The organism is Barnesiella sp. WM24 (genome assembly GCF_004570975.1).
Lineage (GTDB): Bacteria > Bacteroidota > Bacteroidia > Bacteroidales > Muribaculaceae > Muribaculum.
This window is the reverse complement of record NZ_SPPC01000001.1, coordinates 390,700-407,514: the sequence shown is the minus strand read 5'-3', so window position 1 is coordinate 407,514 and position 16,815 is coordinate 390,700. Positions and strand designations below refer to the sequence as shown.

Annotated in this window: 21 protein-coding genes; 17 read left to right on the top strand and 4 right to left on the bottom strand. The window is 50.3% G+C overall.

The features are described from left to right. Positions 1 to 24: 24 nt before the first annotated feature. From E4T81_RS01810 to E4T81_RS01740, 16 genes are all read left to right on the top strand, one after another. Positions 25 to 630, top strand: a complete 606-nt coding sequence (locus tag E4T81_RS01810) for a DUF4406 domain-containing protein (RefSeq protein WP_135040838.1) — start codon at positions 25 to 27, stop codon at positions 628 to 630. 14 nt (positions 631 to 644) lie between these two features. After that, a complete protein-coding gene (locus tag E4T81_RS01805; RefSeq protein WP_135040837.1) occupies positions 645 to 1,325 on the top strand; it encodes a hypothetical protein in 681 nt (226 codons plus the stop codon). 2 nt (positions 1,326 to 1,327) lie between these two features. Continuing rightward, positions 1,328 to 2,791, top strand: a complete 1,464-nt coding sequence (gene dcm / locus E4T81_RS01800) for a DNA (cytosine-5-)-methyltransferase (RefSeq protein WP_135040836.1) — start codon at positions 1,328 to 1,330, stop codon at positions 2,789 to 2,791. Then, entirely contained in the window at positions 2,788 to 3,105 is a 318-nt protein-coding gene (locus tag E4T81_RS01795; protein ID WP_135040835.1) for a hypothetical protein, read from the top strand. Before dcm ends, E4T81_RS01795 begins: the two co-directional genes overlap by 4 nt. Before the next feature lie 28 nt (positions 3,106 to 3,133). Continuing rightward, on the top strand, positions 3,134 to 3,571 hold the full coding sequence (locus E4T81_RS01790) for a single-stranded DNA-binding protein (RefSeq protein ID WP_135040834.1): 438 nt from the start codon (positions 3,134 to 3,136) through the stop codon (positions 3,569 to 3,571). Next, a complete protein-coding gene (locus tag E4T81_RS01785; protein WP_135040833.1) occupies positions 3,571 to 3,921 on the top strand; it encodes a hypothetical protein in 351 nt (116 codons plus the stop codon). Before E4T81_RS01790 ends, E4T81_RS01785 begins: the two co-directional genes overlap by 1 nt. Positions 3,922 to 4,561: 640 nt before the next feature. Next, positions 4,562 to 4,771 carry a hypothetical protein gene (locus E4T81_RS15850; protein ID WP_245206978.1) on the top strand — a complete coding sequence of 70 codons (210 nt, stop codon included), beginning with the start codon at positions 4,562 to 4,564 and terminating at the stop codon, positions 4,769 to 4,771. After that, a complete protein-coding gene (locus E4T81_RS01775) occupies positions 4,764 to 5,090 on the top strand; it encodes a hypothetical protein (RefSeq protein WP_135040832.1) in 327 nt (108 codons plus the stop codon). The genes E4T81_RS15850 and E4T81_RS01775 overlap by 8 nt, the downstream gene beginning before the upstream one ends. A gap of 97 nt (positions 5,091 to 5,187) precedes the next feature. Further along, entirely contained in the window at positions 5,188 to 5,484 is a 297-nt protein-coding gene (locus E4T81_RS01770) for a hypothetical protein (RefSeq protein ID WP_135040831.1), read from the top strand. A gap of 102 nt (positions 5,485 to 5,586) precedes the next feature. Further along, a complete protein-coding gene (locus E4T81_RS01765) occupies positions 5,587 to 6,351 on the top strand; it encodes a hypothetical protein (protein ID WP_135040830.1) in 765 nt (254 codons plus the stop codon). An 11-nt stretch (positions 6,352 to 6,362) separates the two neighbouring features. Continuing rightward, the gene (locus E4T81_RS15550; RefSeq protein ID WP_167761569.1) at positions 6,363 to 6,506 is read left to right on the top strand and encodes a hypothetical protein; all 144 of its coding nucleotides are present in this window, start codon (positions 6,363 to 6,365) and stop codon (positions 6,504 to 6,506) included. An 18-nt stretch (positions 6,507 to 6,524) separates the two neighbouring features. Continuing rightward, a complete protein-coding gene (locus tag E4T81_RS01760) occupies positions 6,525 to 7,949 on the top strand; it encodes a DNA modification methylase (protein WP_135040829.1) in 1,425 nt (474 codons plus the stop codon). A 39-nt stretch (positions 7,950 to 7,988) separates the two neighbouring features. After that, positions 7,989 to 8,426, top strand: coding sequence for a DUF5681 domain-containing protein (locus E4T81_RS01755; RefSeq protein WP_135040828.1), 438 nt, complete (start codon positions 7,989 to 7,991; stop codon positions 8,424 to 8,426). Then, positions 8,427 to 9,890: a phage terminase large subunit gene (gene terL, locus E4T81_RS01750; protein WP_135040827.1), complete on the top strand. Its 1,464-nt coding sequence runs from the start codon at positions 8,427 to 8,429 to the stop codon at positions 9,888 to 9,890. 14 nt (positions 9,891 to 9,904) lie between these two features. Beyond that, positions 9,905 to 11,392 carry a phage portal protein gene (locus E4T81_RS01745; RefSeq protein ID WP_135040826.1) on the top strand — a complete coding sequence of 496 codons (1,488 nt, stop codon included), beginning with the start codon at positions 9,905 to 9,907 and terminating at the stop codon, positions 11,390 to 11,392. Positions 11,393 to 12,429: 1,037 nt separating this feature from the next. Continuing rightward, positions 12,430 to 13,827 carry a hypothetical protein gene (locus E4T81_RS01740; RefSeq protein ID WP_135040825.1) on the top strand — a complete coding sequence of 466 codons (1,398 nt, stop codon included), beginning with the start codon at positions 12,430 to 12,432 and terminating at the stop codon, positions 13,825 to 13,827. On the opposite strand, the gene E4T81_RS01735 is transcribed toward E4T81_RS01740, so the two are convergent. The 4 genes from E4T81_RS01735 to E4T81_RS01725 all read right to left on the bottom strand — a co-directional run bounded on the left by E4T81_RS01735 (position 13,824) and on the right by E4T81_RS01725 (position 15,627). Next, entirely contained in the window at positions 13,824 to 14,123 is a 300-nt protein-coding gene (locus E4T81_RS01735; protein WP_135040824.1) for a hypothetical protein, read from the bottom strand. The genes E4T81_RS01740 and E4T81_RS01735 overlap by 4 nt on opposite strands. A gap of 378 nt (positions 14,124 to 14,501) precedes the next feature. Continuing rightward, positions 14,502 to 14,726 (bottom strand): hypothetical protein, encoded by a 225-nt coding sequence (locus tag E4T81_RS01730; RefSeq protein ID WP_135040823.1) that lies wholly within the window; start codon positions 14,724 to 14,726, stop codon positions 14,502 to 14,504. Between the two features lie 183 nt (positions 14,727 to 14,909). After that, positions 14,910 to 15,065, bottom strand: coding sequence for a hypothetical protein (locus tag E4T81_RS15545; protein WP_167761567.1), 156 nt, complete (start codon positions 15,063 to 15,065; stop codon positions 14,910 to 14,912). Positions 15,066 to 15,153: 88 nt separating this feature from the next. Continuing rightward, entirely contained in the window at positions 15,154 to 15,627 is a 474-nt protein-coding gene (locus E4T81_RS01725) for a hypothetical protein (protein WP_135040822.1), read from the bottom strand. 491 nt (positions 15,628 to 16,118) lie between these two features. On the opposite strand from E4T81_RS01725, the gene E4T81_RS01720 reads away from it, so the two are divergent. After that, on the top strand, positions 16,119 to 16,784 hold the full coding sequence (locus E4T81_RS01720) for a hypothetical protein (protein WP_135040821.1): 666 nt from the start codon (positions 16,119 to 16,121) through the stop codon (positions 16,782 to 16,784). The last annotated feature ends 31 nt before the right edge of the window (positions 16,785 to 16,815 follow it).

The window sequence follows — 16,815 nt, the reverse complement described above, 5'->3', positions numbered from 1 at the left end:
GCAAAATAAACAACCATTTTCACAATGCAGAAGAAAATTTATATATCAGGCCAAATCAGTGGCTTAACCCCGGAGCAATACGCCCCCTTATTCTTAGCCGCCGAAAAGCGGCTCAAGGAACAGGGCTACGACGTAGTAAACCCGCTTAACAACGGCGTAGCCCCCGGCGAACCGTGGCAAGAACACATGAAGGCGGATATTCGTCTATTGCTTGAGTGCGACGAAATTTATATGCTTCCTAATTGGGAAGTTAGTACCGGGGCAAACTTAGAAAGAAGTATAGCCCAAAATTTAGGATTAGAAATCCGCTACGAGCGTCAGCCCAAGCACCGGGATATTAAACGCGCTATACTTGTGGCTATGGCAGTACCCTTCAAATACATCGTCGAGGACAGCCGGGGCCGTTGGTTCGTATTTGCCCGTATGATTTACGCCCACCATTGCAAAAAGCGCGGAGTAACAACCGAGGAAATATCGCAAGAAACGAAGCACGACACTTCTACGATACACTACTACCTGCGGAACTACGAAAAGGAATACAAGTTTAACCGCGAGTTTCGCGCCGCCGCCGAAAAAGTGGCTACGCTATTGAGTAAAAAGTTAACTACGCCTTCGGACGTATCACTATAAGACGAAACAGCTATATGGAAAGTAAATATTTACATATTCCCGGCTTTGAGCGTTACCGCATACACCGGGAAACAAGAGAAGTTCAAAGTATTGCTTTGGGTGGACGTTGGAAGCCTATAAAAGCACACCGTAACGGGCTGGTAAGAATAATAAGCAACGACCGAACACAGGAGTACGCAGGCCGTCCGATAAGAATACTTTACGCCGCTTTGCGCGGCATTAACCCGGCCAAGATAAGCCGCGACCTCGTTGTAATAGAGCATAACGGCGAATTACAATTATTAGACCGCCGCGCACTTGCAGAACGCATCCAAGCGACGCGGAAAGCCGGAAGGAGCAAGACAGTAGCTACCGCCGAGTATAAAGCGGCAATAGATTTTTGCGCCTGTGTGCTTCGGGCATACCAAACCGACGACTATACCGAAGTCGTAACGAGAATTTGGCAGGAGAAGCCCCAAATAGACAAATTCATGCGCACCCGGAATATTAGCCATACGGAAGAAGGCATTAACGAAATTTGGATGGAAGCCTTTGATATTACCCTTAGCCACATACGGAATAACGGCGCGTTCATTGCCAACCTTCCCGCCTATTTGCGTAGAATAGTTTCAACCATACACGCAAAACGGATAAAGGTTAACAAGATATTGCGCAGCTACGACAACCCCGAAACCAAATTAGCCCGAATTATTTGACAATGGACACAACAAAAGGTATAACCGTATTAAGTCTATTCGACGGAATGAGTTGCGGACAAATTGCGCTAAGGGAAGTCGGAATCAAGGTAAACAAATACTTTGCTTCCGAGATTGACAAACACGCCATAAAGCAGACACAGCACAATTTTCCCGAAACGGTGCAGCTCGGAAGCGTTACAGGAGTACACGCCGCCGACCTTCCAACCATTGACCTGCTAATAGGCGGTTCGCCCTGTCAAGGGTTCAGTTTCGCCGGGAAACAATTAAATTTCAAAGACCCCCGGAGCGTCCTATTTTTTGAATACGTCCGTATTCTTCGGGAGATACAGGAGTATAACCCCGGCGTTCTATTCCTTCTTGAAAACGTCCGTATGCGCCGGGAGTGCGAACAGGTCATAACCGAGCAATTAGGGTTAGACCCCGTCGTAATAAATTCCGCCTTAGTTTCGGCACAAAACCGCGTCCGGCTATATTGGACTAACATACGGACACGGGAAGAAGCAAACCTTTTCGACACGAAGGTATTTACCGACATTCCGCAACCCGAAGACCGGGGGATATACATCCGGGATATTTTGGAAGAAGACGTACCGAAGTCCTACCATTACAGCGAAGAACGGAAACGTAAACTTTTGGGGCATAGGAAGCACCAAAAGGAGCAAGGCAATAACTTCGGCTTCAACCCGCGAACCCCGGAAGAAAAAGCCAACACTTTACGAGTAAGCGGGCGAGGACTTGACTCCGGGGTAATACTTCCCGGTCCCCGTTGCGTGGCAGTCCGTGGAAGGTTCAACCCGGAAACAGGACGGAACGAGCAGACGGCAGAACTACGCGAAGACGGTAAAACGAACTGCCTTACAAGCGTGGAAAAAGACAACTTACTACTTGAATCGGTTTGTTTGACTACCCGCCGGACGGAATACGGCAAGGCTATACGCCGCCAATACGAAGCCGGGGAAATACAGGAGAGCCGCCACAACATGACCGAATTAGTACCCCGGACGGACGGCAAATCGAATACCCTTACGACGGTTCAAAAAGATAACCTTATACTTCAACTTCCCCACGGCTATAACGCCGGGGCCGTATTCCGCGAGAAAGCCCCGACCGTAACATCAAGTCGTTACGAAGCCAACAACTTAGTATTAACCCGCGAAGTTGTGCAGATTAACCCCGGAACGGAAAGCAACGGGCGACAGCCCTACCAACAAAACCGGGTTTATTCAGTCGACGGCATAAGCCCCGCCCTTTGTTCAGCCCACGCCGGGCAAGCCCCCGCCATTCTTACAGCCGACGAGGTTCTACGATGCTTTACGCCTACCGAGTGCGCCCGCCTACAAACTATTCCCGATTGGTACGAATGGAAGTGTAGCAAAACCCAAATATACCAGATGCTCGGCAACGGGTGGACGGTAGAAGTAATTAAACATATTTTCCAATTTATAAACACCGAAAAATTATGAAGATTAAAGACAAATTCGCGGCGTTGCTTCGCCGTTGGGCTTATGCCCTACACCCCGAAACGCCCGCGACCCTTCCGCCGGGCTACCAAGTGGCTAAAATTGTCCGTTCCGACGCATACGCGCCAACCGACGGCACAATGCCACCGCCCGGAGTTGTCAGCCTAATAAGGGGGCAGCTTATAGCCGAAGTCGCGGAGCAAGTAATCAAAGGCGACTACATAAGAACCCGCGCCGACATTGCACCCGTACCGGGCGGCTTGATTGAATACGAAGCAAGCCTTTACGTCGGCTTCATTCCCAAGAAAACCAAATAACCATAACCCCAAACAAAAACAGCAAACTATGTTAAAAGTAGATTTTGTCGGATACATTGGATCCGACGCGGAAATTAAAGAGTTCAACGGGAAGCGTTACATCGCCTTCAACGTGGCGACTTCGGAGCGTTTCAAGGACGCACAGGGCAACACCGTAGCCCGGACGACGTGGGTAAGTTGTCTTAAGCCCGGCGACGGCGCGGTAGTTCAGTACCTCAAGAAGGGAACACAGGTATTCTGCCGGGGAAACCTTACCGCCAAACCCTACACGGGAAGGAACGGCGTAGAAGCCGGCCTAAATTGCACCGTTACCGAGTTAGAACTGCTCGGAAGCAAGCCGGACGCACAGCAGAACCAACAGCAGACACAGCCCGGCGCAGCTTACGGAACGGGAAGCACCTACGGAACAGCCCCCGGCGGCTACGACCCCTTCGCCAACCCTAACGACGACCCATTTAGACGCTAATGGCTACTTTTGAGCATTACCCACAAAGAACCGTTACGCTTCTTCCGGGCGACGAGATAAGGGCGACTTATAGGCAATGCCCCAACGCCCCGGTAAGGATAGCCCCGGCGACTCTAAAGCGTCTATATGGGTGGAAGGAAGGGATGCAGTATAAAGGGCGCGTCCGCCACAAAAGGAAGGGCGAAGACATTACCGACAATTCGTTTGTAGTGGACTTCTACGACCTTAAGACGGGGAAGCACCAATGCACCCACATCGCCTATAACGTAGAACTTAAGATAGCGAAAGGCGAACTTTACGACACGACCTACATACCCAACCCCAGCCCCTCGTTATTTCCCGATAGTTAGAACCAATAAAAACAGAAAAAATGAAACCTATAAATTTCCCCGAACAAAACGCCGTATTCGGCGAGAATCAACGCCCGTTATACGAACCGCTTCCGGCATATAGAAGCCCGGACGGGCAAGTAATATGCTGTTTTGAACTTACCGAAGAAGAAAAACAGCGAGTAGCAGAAACCGGCCAAATTTGGCTAAGTCTATTAACCTTCAACCGACCGCTACAACCCGTTTACTTGACAACGGAGAAAAGCGACATATTCAAGAACCCGGAATAACTATGGCTACCGTATTAAGGAATTGCGATAATTGCGGCCGTCTATACGAAGCCGATACCCGGAACTTAGCGCGAGGTTGGGGAAAGTGCTGCAGTAAGTCCTGCGCGGCTACCCTTCGGGAGAAGTCGGCCGGGACCAAACAGGGGAAGCCCGCCCGTCGTCTTACCTACGACGAATTGGTAGCGAGAGCCAACGCCACCGAGAAGAAGGCGAAGCCCCGGCACATAGAAAGCCACCTACAACGGAATTGCTTTACCTGGTTCCGGCTTCAATACCCACGCCTTCGGCTATTGCTTTTCGCCGTACCTAACGGCGGGTTCCGCAATAAGAAGGAAGCCGGGATAATGAAAGCGGAAGGAGTTACGGCGGGCGTGGCGGACGTTATTCTACTTATTCCTTCCGGCGGCTTCGCTTCGCTTTGCGTAGAGTTCAAGACCGAGGACGGAAGGCAGAGGGCAACGCAGAAGGAATGGCAGACCGCCGCCGAAGGAGCGGGTAACAAATACGTCATAGTCCGCAGCTTCGACGAGTTCAAGGAACAAATAGAAACATACCTAACCCCCGACAAAAATAATGGATAAGGAAGAATACAAAAAGCGGAAGGCGGAAATGGAGGCCCGCCACGAACAAGAGAAAAAAGACCTCGCAATAGCATACGCGAAGGCGAACAACCCCTATAAGGTTGGCGACATACTTACCGACGGCAGGGGTAGAACAATCCAAGTAGACCGTATTTGTTATTCGCGTGGTACAACGTGGGGCGGCTATTCGGAATTTCCCTTTTGCGTCTATGAAGGCGCGGTACTTAAAAAAGACCTAACCCCGCGAAAAGCAAGCCCGTTTAGGGATAGCATAAGCCAACCCCATGTAAAAGAAAAACTGACACCCAAAGAAAGCTAACCGCCCGACTTGAAGTTTTAGCGAAGTGTTTTAGGCTTTGTCGTATCACTATAATACGATAAAGCCTTTAACTTTGCACATAGAAACCAACACGCCAATGACACCGAAACAAGTAATAGAAAAAGTCGTGGCCTTCGTTGAAGGGCTACCGTTCGACAAGAAGCTGCACTACGCCGCCGGGCTTCTTATTGCCGGAGTTCTCACCAACTTCCTACCCGTCCTTATTGCCGTCGCTATTGCCGTGGCAGTAGGCATCGGTAAGGAAGTCTACGACCGGGTAACGAAGAAGGGAACGCCGGAATTTGCGGACTTCCTATGGACGACCGCCGGGGCTTTAACGTGGCTTCTTCTTTACTACGCCGTTTCGGGCATTGTTTGGGCGTGGATAAGTTAGGCTTCTACGAAATTCCATATAGCTGAGCAACGGCGACAGCCGAAGCGGGAAAGGGCGCGGCGACCAAACCGCGCCTTTTCTTCCATTAAGACACAGGACGAGATGAGCAGACAAAAGAAGACAATACCCAAGAAGACCCAGGCCGACGACAACGGCTTAGACTTTAACGTAGGCGATATCGGGATAGAAACGCCCGACTTCGATACGGCGTTATTCGACATATTGGAAGACGAAGTAGGCGAAGAAACACGCTATATAAAGCCGAAGGTTTACGCTACCTCGGCGTATTTCGTTATGTACGATAACGCCGTAAAGTTGGCGCGGGATATTGTAATAACAGAAGGAAGCCGCTACGACGTGGTAGTAAACGGTTCGTTCATATTCGGCGACTTCTTAGAAGCCTTCATAGTGAGAAATAACGCCAAGTGTAAGAAGTTGACAATTTCCACGCTGTCGCTCAACCAAAACAACGTAGACAGTCTGCACAACCTTATAACCCACGGCTATATAGACGAACTTAACCTTATAGTAAGCGCGTACTTCTACAATATGGAGATACGGGCTTTAATTCCCTACATATACCGACAATTAGACATCGACAACCGCCTACAATTAGCAGTAGCGAACGTCCACACGAAAACTGCTCAGTTTGAAACATTAGGCGGGAAGAAGATAATAGCCCACGGTTCGGCGAACCTTCGCAGTTCCGGCAGTATAGAGCAATTCACAATAGAGGAAAACCCGGAACTTTACGACTTCTACGACGAAATGTTTAGCCGGATATTGGAACGCTACGCCACCATACGGAAAGCGGTATGGGGTAAAAGCCTATGGGCGGACTTAATAAAAAAGAAATTCAACGACTAATCCCTACGACTATGGCAGAAGACAACGGAAGCACAGGAAGCGGCGGCAACGGTTCCACTATACAGAGTTCGACGGCGGCAAGTATGCGCGGCCCGTCTATGGCTTATTGGGCGGATCCATTCGGCGGAGGCCCGACAGGCCCGGCACCATTCTAACCTTAACACCCCGACACAATGGCAAAGAAAAAGACAACACAGGAAGCGACAGCCGCCAAGCCCCTCGCGGGATTGGTGCAAAGCGTCGTAGTCCGTCTTAGCGACATAGAACCCAACAAAGGGCAAATTCCCGGCGTTCCGAAGAACCCGCGCCAAATGAAGGACGACGTTAAGTTTAGGAAGTTGAAAGCGTCGATACAGGACGACCCGGAAATGTTGGCACTTCGGGAAGTGCTTATTTACCAACACAACGGGTTGAACGTCATTATAGGCGGAAATATGCGTTACCGCGCCCTTAAAGAATTGGGCTATACGGAAACAATAGCCAAGATTATACCGCCGGAAACACCGCCGGAGAAGTTGCGGGCGATAGTGATAAAAGATAACGTAGCCTTCGGCGATTGGGATATGGACGACTTAGCCAACGAATGGGATATAGAAGACTTAGACCATTGGGGCGTAGACCTTCCCGACATTGATACGGGCAAAGCGGAAGAAGACGCGGAAGAAGACGACTTTAACGTAGCTGAGAACCTACCGAAGAAGCCGAAAGCCCGATACGGCGACGTTTACCGATTGGGAAACCACCGCCTTATCTGTGGCGACAGCACAAGCCCCGAAGTGTTGGATATTCTTATAGGCGAAGGGAAGGTAGACTTACTTCTGACCGACCCGCCCTATAACGTGGACTATTCGAGCAAGAACGAAGCCCTAAACGCCGCAGACAAAGGAAACAGAGTACAGAAAGACATCGCCAACGACAAGATGGAGGACGGCGCGTTTTTGGACTTCCTTACGGCAGCTTTTGAAAACGCAAACCGCTTTCTCAAGAAGGGCGGCGCGTTCTACATTTGGCACGCTGGAACGGAAGGGCTTAACTTCAAATTAGCAGTAAAATCCGTGGGTTGGGATTTGAAACAAATTCTTATATGGGTTAAGAACAACATGGTATTAGGCCGACAGGACTACCAATGGAAGCACGAACCCTGCCTATACGGGTGGAAGCCCGGCGCGTCGCACTTCTTCGTAAACCGCCGCGACCTTCTTACCGTGTTGGAAGACCCCGGCCCGGACATAGACGCTATGACGAAGGACGAACTTAAAGCCCTTCTTCGTTCGCTATTGGGCGAAGCGACACCTACGACAGTCATACACGAAGACAAGCCGCTACGTTCAGCCGACCACCCCACGATGAAGCCTATTAAACTTATGGGCAGGGCGATTAAGAACAGCACACGCCCCGGCGAAGTCGTCTTAGACCTATTCGGCGGAAGCGGAAGCACCCTTATGGCGGCCGAACAGTTAGCCCGCTCCTGTTATACCGTGGAATTAGACCCCGCCTACATAGACGTGATTATAAAGCGTTGGGAGGAATACACGGGCGACAAGGCGGAATTATTAGGAAACTTCGCGCCGGACGAAGACGCGCCGGAACGAGAATAAAGGAACAGAGAGAAAAACAACCATTATCAGAGAAAAGCGATGGCCAACGAACAAAACCTTATACCCTTCAAGCCGGGGCAGAGCGGAAACCCGAAAGGGCGACCGAAAAGCCGCGTACCCGAACAGCTTGTAAAGATATTCGGGAGCAAGGCCCGCGCAAAGAAGTTTTACAGCCTTTCCTCCGTCGAAATTGACGAATGGGAAGCCGCTATATTGTCGTTCAGCGCGAACGACCTTAAATTATTAGCGAAGTGGGAAGACGCGCCCGCGTACCCAAAAGGGCTTGCTATTGCCGTCCTTTCGGATATGAAAAACGGGAAGACCACGACGTTAGACAAGCTGCGCGAACGTCAGTACGGGAAGCCCACACAGCGAATGGAATTAACCGGGAAGGACGGCGGCGACTTGATACCCGCTCGGACGCTTACGAAAGAAGAAGCGGCCGACTTATTCAAAAGCCTAAACGAGAAATATTAAATGAGTTTCTGCCGCGACATAGACGTTATAAAAACGTGGGTTCTACAAGGAACCCTAAACTTTACGCGCTTCTTTTTCAAAGAAAAGTATAAGCGTAAGTTTGTCGTAGGCGTACACCATGAGCGAATAGCCGAAGCGTTAGACAAGGTTCTAAAAGGCGAGATAACCCGGCTAATAATAAACATTGCCCCGCGCTACGGTAAGACGGAGTTAGCCGTTAAGTCCTTCATCGCGGAAGGCTTCGCCATAAACCCGAAGGCGAAGTTTATACACCTCAGTTATTCGGACGACTTAGCCCGCGACAATTCGCGGGGAGTACAGGAAATTCTACGCGAACCTTCGTTTAAGCGTCTATTCCCGGAAGCCGCGCCTACAAGTGTCAATACCCGTAAATGGTTCACGAAGGCGGGCGGCGGACTTTACGCCGTTTCGTCAGCCGGACAGGTAACAGGCTTCGGCGCGGGTTTGGTGGATAAGGACGAGGAAGAAGAATTAGGCGACGAAGTAGCGGCTATTACGTCCGAAGCCGGAGAGTTCGGCGGCGCGATAGTCATCGACGACCCGATAAAGCCGGACGACGCACGAAGCGAATTAGTCCGCGAGAAGGTAAACCAAAAGTTTGAAACTACCATACGAAACCGCGTTAACAGCCGAAAAACGCCGATAATTATAATTATGCAGCGTTTGGACGAAGACGACCTATGCGGCTACCTTCAAAAGTTAGAGCCGGGCGAATGGACGGTTTTAAGCCTTCCCGTTATTGAGGTGGACGACCGAGGGAACGAACAGTCCTTATGGCCGTTTAAGCACACCTTAGCCGAACTTCACGAATTAGAGGACAAAGCCCCGTGGGTATTTGAAACGCAGTATATGCAGAACCCGCGCCCCCTTACCGGGCTTATGTACGAAAGGGAGTTTAAGACCTACGAAGTATTACCCATTACCAAGCAACGGAAAATTAAAGCCTACGTCGATACTGCCGACACGGGCGACGACTTCCTATGTTGCATTGTCTATGTGGAAACGGAAATAGGCAACTTCATTTTAGACGTGTATTACACCCAGGCCGCTATGGAAACGACCGAGCCGGAAACGGCGCGTATTCTTACGAAGTGGGAGGTAGAAGAAGCGATTATAGAGAGCAACAACGGCGGCCGTGGCTTCGCCCGTAAGGTTGAGGAAAACTGCCGGACGTTGGGAAACAGGAAGACGGTAATACGCTGGTTCCACCAAAGCGAAAATAAGGATGTCCGTATCTTCAACCATTCCGGCGAAGTGCAGAACCTAACGCACTTTCCGAAGGATTGGGCGCACCTATTCCCCAAGTTCTACCAAGCAATAACCAAGTATAAGAAGCAAGGAAGGAACGCCCACGACGACGCGCCGGACGCTTTAACCGGAACCGTGGAGAAGCGACCCGACGGGAAGACCAATATAACGAAATTGAAAAGAATGTTTAACTAACAATAACAACGACTATGCCCCCAATAGACGAACTTCTAAAGACAGGCGACCACGCCGCCGCCATTAACGAACTGAGGAACGGACGACTTACGACCCTTCCCAATTCGGAGCAGTACAACGCGCAGTATGACCCAAAGCTGCACGACATTAACGACCCCCGGAAACGCCCGGACAAAATCGTAGTAACCGACAAGAATAGCGAGGAATACGGCGAAGTAAAGAACATCAACGTAAACGCCGAGATGACGACCGAAAGCGGGTTTAGAATAGAACCCGTAGCCCGCATCGCATTAGCCCTTCAAAAGTTGATAGTAAAACGCGCCGTCGCCTTTACTTTCGGCAACCCGGTAGCCTACGACGCGACCCCGGAAGGCTCCGACGAAAAGGCCATACTTGCCGCCCTTAAGCGAGTATTCCACGACGTTAAGGAAAAGACCCTTAACCGCCGCGTAGCCCGTAGCCTTTTCAGTAGTACCGAAGTGGCGGAATATTGGTACCCGGTGGAAACCGACGAGGAACACACCCTTTATGGCTTTCCAACTAAAATGAAGTTCCGCGTAGCCCTGTTTAGCCCTATGTTCGGGGATAAACTTTACCCATACTTCGACGATACCCGCGACCTTGTAGCCTTCTCCCGTGAGTTTGTGAAGAAGGCGGACGACCTTACTACACGGACGTACTTTGAAACCTACACGAAGGACGCGCACTACTTATGGACGGCGGAAGGCCCGACAGGAACGGAAGCCAAGAACTGGGAGTTAGTCGAGGGCTACCCCAAAGAATTGGAAATAGGTAAAATTCCCGTCGTTTACGGGTGCCAACCCGCCGTAGAGTGGGAAGACGTACAAAGCCTTATAGACCGATTGGAAAAGTTACTTTCCAACTTCGCCGATACCAACGACTACCACGCTTCGCCGAAAATCTTTGTAGAAGGCAAAATATTAGGCTTCGCAAGGAAGGGAGAAGCCGGGGCCATAATAGAAGGCGAAGAAGGCGCGAAGGCTACCTACTTATCATGGAACCAAGCCCCCGAAAGCGTGAAGTTGGAAATAGACACGCTTCTCCGGCTCATATACGCCATTACCCAAACGCCCGACATTTCCTTTGAGAGCGTCAAGGGCATAGGCGCAATTAGCGGCGTAGCCCTTCAACTTCTATTTATGGACGCACACCTAAAAGTACAGGACAAAATGGAAGTATTCGACGACTACCTAACCCGACGCGCCAACATATTGTTAGCCTATCTCGGAGCGGCTAACATCAAGAACAAGGACGCGGCCCGCCGTCTTATCGTTTCGCCCCGGATAACGCCCTACATTATTGAGGACGAACAGGCGAAAATAAATATGCTTCAAGCCGCCAACGGACAAAAGCCCGTTGCAAGTCAAAAAGCCACCGTCCGCCGTTTGGGTTGGGCGGAAGACCCGGACGCTGAAATAGCCGAGATACAGGAAGAAGAAGCCCGCGCAAACACCTATTACGAGGGCGAACCGACCGTTTAACCCTATTTTGCCGAATGTCGTATCAATATAATACGATTAGGGCGCGTCTAAGCGCGTTAAACCGCTCCAACTAAGGAAACTATAACCTAACGCGCTTCTCGCGCTTAGACGCGAAATTTAACAAAAATAACTTTATGCCCGATTATACCGAAAACCGCCTTATAGTCCGACTTCGGGGCTTCGACGCGGCACACTACGCCCGGACGACGCGCTACGCCCGTCAAGTGGAACGACTGTATAACACCGCTTGCGACGAGATAGCCGCCGCAGCCGGACGAATAACCATACCCGAAGATGGCGTTTTCAGTTTCGACGACTTCCCCGCTACCCGGAAACAGGCGCAAGGGATATTAACCCGGTTGGCTAAGAAGGTGGAAGCAGTGATAGAAACAGGAACGCGGACGGAGTGGCAAGCGGCCTGCGACAAAAGCGACACGTTCCTAAGTTCTATTCTGCGCACTTCCCGACTAACCCCGGAAGAAGCGAAGCAATACCAAGCCCGAAACTTAGAAGCCTTACAAGCCTTCCAACAGCGTAAGGCCGGCGGGTTGGGTTTAAGTCAGCGCGTATGGAAGTACACGGAAGAATTTAAGACGGCGTTAGAATTGGGTATAGATGTCGCCGTAGGAGAAGGACGGAGCGCACAGCAGCTCTCCCGCGACCTACGGCAGTACCTAAAAGCCCCGGACAAACTATTTAGGCGCGTCCGGGATAAGGGCGGAAACCTTCGGCTAAGTAAGGCGGCCGCCATGTACCACCCCGGACGCGGCGTTTACAGGAGTTCCGCCAAGAACGCCGAGCGTTTGGCGCGTACCGAGGTAAATATGGCATACCGTGAAGCCGAATACTTACGATGGCAACAATTAGACTTCGTTGTAGGCTTCCGGGTAATGTTGAGTAACAACCACACGACAACCGACAGTAAAGGGAAGAAAGTACCGCTTACCGATATTTGCGATGAGTTGGCGGGCGACTACCCTAAAACGTTCAAGTTCCTCGGTTGGCACCCGCAATGCCGTTGTTTAGTCGTTCCCATTATGTCTGACTACGACGAATATAATAAAGACCGGGCTAACCGCTTGAAGGCAATAGTTAGGGGGCAGACCTATAAAAGCCTTCCTTCCCGTCGTACCGTCCGCGACGTACCCGCCGCCTTCCGTTCCCATATAGAAGCGATAGCCGACCGCGCTAAGGGTTGGAAGTCGATGCCGTACTACATACGCGACAACTTCAATAAGGGCATTATTTCCGGGGGGCTTCTTCCACAGATACCACAACGGGCGCAAATGCCCGGCACAACGGCGAAGCCGCCCGAACCATGTACAGCCTACGACAGCGAGATAGCCAATTATAAGACGTGGGCTTATACTTATGGCTTAGATGTGTCGGCATTGGATCCATTACGCACGGCGGGCGATAAAGCCGGACTTCACGCCGAATTAAAACGACTTCAAACGGAACGCTTCAACCGACAGGCGGAATGGATATCCGCCCGTAACGAGGTGGAAGACTTCGCATCCCAGGCCGTAGGCTTCCCGGATATTGTGAAGGAGATAGAAGACGCGCTTAACGCCAACGAGATAAAGACGACCAATTACTACGGCGACTGCATAAGCCGCCTTAAAACCTTCTTTGCGTCGCTTCCGGGCAAGTTGTCAGCCGCCAAAGCGAAGAAAGGAACGTATTCCAAGAATATGCCTACCGAGTTAGAGAACGGAAGGGCTTATTTGGATAAGGTCAGCCACGAATTTAGTAAGGACTTCTTCGACCTTCTTAAAGAAAAGCCGAAGTTAGAATTACGCCACAAGAATAAGGGAAGTTATTGCACGAATAATGGCAAGTTAGTAGTAATAGACGGCGACAGCCGCGCCGCCGCGTCGGATTGGTACCGAATACGGGTAATTTACCATGAGTTCGGCCACGCCATAGCAGACCAAAGGAAATTATTATTTTCAAAGGAAGTTACCGATGTACGCGACAGGCAAATAACCCGCCTACGCAAACGAGAAAAGGCGACCTATTACACTACCGAGAAAGTATGGAATCACAAAAAAGGAAAATACGAACTTCAAAAGGTTAGGCACGAGGTTAATCAAATGAAAATAGTTACCCTTTCCGCTAAGATAAATAATATTTATAGACGGATAAAAGACAAGAAAAGCGACGACCCGATATTTAAGCGTTTCGGGATAACGAAGGGCGACGCGATAGAGCAATTTTGCGCCCTTATGGATACGTTGCGCAGCTTAGTTAACCGCGACGACGTGGGCTGGGGGCATAAAGTTAGTTATTTCAAGAACCACGGAATGAAGGAACACGAATATTTAGCCCACACCTTCGAGAACGCATTTATAGGAAACCGCGTATTCCAGTTGTTAATGCCAACAGAATACGCGGAAATGATAGCGTTAGCGAAGTCGTTTAAGAAGCCTTAGCCGACGGGAATAACGTATAAGCCACCGTCCATTATTGAGCCTACGAACTTCGCGCCCGTAGGCTCTTTTTCGTCATTGCCGGGATAGACAGGAAGAAGGCGGGCTTTACCTTCCAAGCAACGCCGGAGAATAGCCCCGTTTTTTTCAGCGTCCGGCTCGGCATATTGCAGAAGGCGCACTACGTCGATGTCTTCCGCCGGAGCGTCCGAGTTAAGGAAGCCTTCGACAAGGGCGTTATTAGGAACGATAGTAACGGGCTGTTTGCCCTTCGTGGTGGGGATATTGGGAACTTTCATAATTCGGCAATTAACGGATAGTAGGAGGATATGGCGAAACGGGCAGAAGAAGAAGGCTTAACCGGCCCACAATAATACGGGGCAGTAGACCCGATGAGAAGGCACGGTAGAACGTCCGGCTTGCCGTTCAGTTCGTCGGAAGGAAGCGGCGCACCTTCCACGGGCGGGAATAGCTCAGTAACAACCCGGTCAAGCTCCCGTAGTGCTTCGCGCCGGGCGCGTCCGTGTGAACGCTTTACTTCCCACAATGCAAGAGAAACGCGCCCTTCTTTAGTCTGAGCGGTACGCGCTACCAAGTCGTCAAGAAGTGGCTCAACGGAACGGCTTACTTCGGCGACTGCTTCCCGGAGTTCGGGAGGAAAGGGGGGAATTATACGGTTAGACATTTTGGGTATATTTTGCTTCAACTTCGACTCCTTTAATACGGCAGTCCACCACGTCGCCGGAAGTGGCTAAGGCGGGCTGTACGGCGACGGCGACCTTTATAACTACGTCCGTGGCATACATTCCGGCGAAGTTCTTAACGGCCTCCGTTATGCCGTGTTCAAATTCCGCCTTCTTCATAAAGAACGTTTCGGCGGGTGTTAAGTTCTTTTCATTCATAGGGGCAAATGGTTATTTATTCGCCACAAAGATAGCACAATAACACGGCGCGACCAAATCCGCCACCACAGGAAAGCGGTAACGGCATACCCACAAAGGCACAGCCGTAACCGTATAACGTGGAACAGGCGGAACTAATTGTTACCAACCGAAAAAGTCAATAGCAAAAACTACTCAAACGTATTACTTTGTTACGTCGCCATTCTTCCGGGCTTCGTCAAGTATTCGCGTCGCACGTTCAAGCCCGCCCAACTTGATACGGGTAACAGCGACGCGCCCGTAGATGTCGGCTAATTCCTTCGCCCGCGCTTCGGCTTCGCGTTGGGCCTTCTTCCGCATACGCCGGGGCTTCGTCAGCAGAGCGACCACGACAAACAGAAAGAATCCGGCAAGAAGGACGGCGGCAAGAATAAGCGCAGCTTCCATTTTAAGGCTGTGTTACGTCGTGAAAGAAAACGTAGAAGGTTTTTAAGTCGTCCGAATAGTGCGACATAACGCTAACCTTATTCCCGTACCAATTAAAGCCGTTGTCGTCCTTCGCCCATTCCCCAAAGTCCGACATAAGAGCTTTTACTATATCCAATTCTTCGCCCTTCCCGATAAGGAAATAGGCTAAGATATTTTTAATTTTGTAATTGGCAACGTCAACGTATATGGCTAACGGAGAATGCCCGCCAATCCTATAACATTCCTTCTCCTTTTCGGTTACTTCACAACGGAAGCCTCCCTTTTCCGCTTTTTCTTCCAATAGGTGCAACTTCCGAAGATTTTTAGTAATTGAATCGCCTAACACGACTTCGCCGTAGAACGGACGAGAATCAAGATAGGCAAGCGTTCCGCGTTCCTGTGCATAGGACAGCACAGGGAGCAAAAGGCAGAGCCAAAAAAGTAACTTCTTCATAAAATTAGTAACTTTGTAGCCACCGCCCGAAGTAGCCGGGTTAAACGCACAAAAGAAGCGCGGACTATATAGGTTTGAGTATTTGCGGCATCGCCAAACGCCTTACGAAAACAAACCGTATAGCCGCGCTTCATCGGTATATCGTGGTAGGGATATACGACGCTACGCGCTTAGGTTCATTCTTCGTAATTTGTTAATTTGGCGATTTTCAAATACTAAGAACCTATCGCTTCTTCGATAATAGCCGGATTTCTCCCCGGACTACGCTACAAAGTTACGCCAAATATTTCACAAAACGCACATAAAACACTTACAAAGTGTATGGCAAGCGACACGACCGTAGGAAGTTTCGGCGAAGTGTTTGCCGTTCTATATTTGAACCCGTATTAAGGTAATACGCTAAATTTGCACTTGATAAAGTAACCCTACAAATTTTTATGGACGAATTAACATTAGCAATTTTTACACTACTGCAAACGAAATTTGCGGGCGTGAGAAAAGACGGTTTGCAACAGTTGGCCGCCGTTATCGGCGTACAGGTAGCAAACGAAGAAGAAGCAAACGAAGTCGTAGGTAAACTTACCGCCGACAAAGTAAGCAAGTTCGTAACCGAATGGCGAAAGACAGCCGACGCGGAGATAGCCAAAGCCAACAAGACCCACGAAGACGGCCTTAGACGTAAGTACGACTTCAAGGAGAAGGAACAGCCCGGCGAACCCCAACCCGGCGAGGAAACGCCGCCCACGGGTGGAGCATTGACAGCCGAACAAATCCGCGCCATCATACGCGAGGAAAACAAGGTAATTCGCGACGAGTACGCGAGCTTACGCGCCGAAAAGACCGTAGCCACCCGTAGGGAACAATTTGTAGCAAAGTTGGAAGCCGCCAAGATTGAAGGCAAGGAGCGCGAACTGATGCTACGCAGCTTCGACCGCATTGCTCCCACCTTCAAGGACGACGAAGACTTTAACGGGTACCTTAACGGAGTGCAGGGCGACCTCGATGCCATTGCACAGGAGCGAAGCGACAAAGGATTGCTTAACCACGAAAAGCCCCTCTTTGGAGCCGTGAACAAAGAGGGTATTAGCGCGGGCGTAGCAGACTACATCGCTTCGCAGAGTGAAACAAATCCGGCCCTTACAGGGAAGGAAATTTAACAACCCCTAAAACGACACTACAATGGGATTT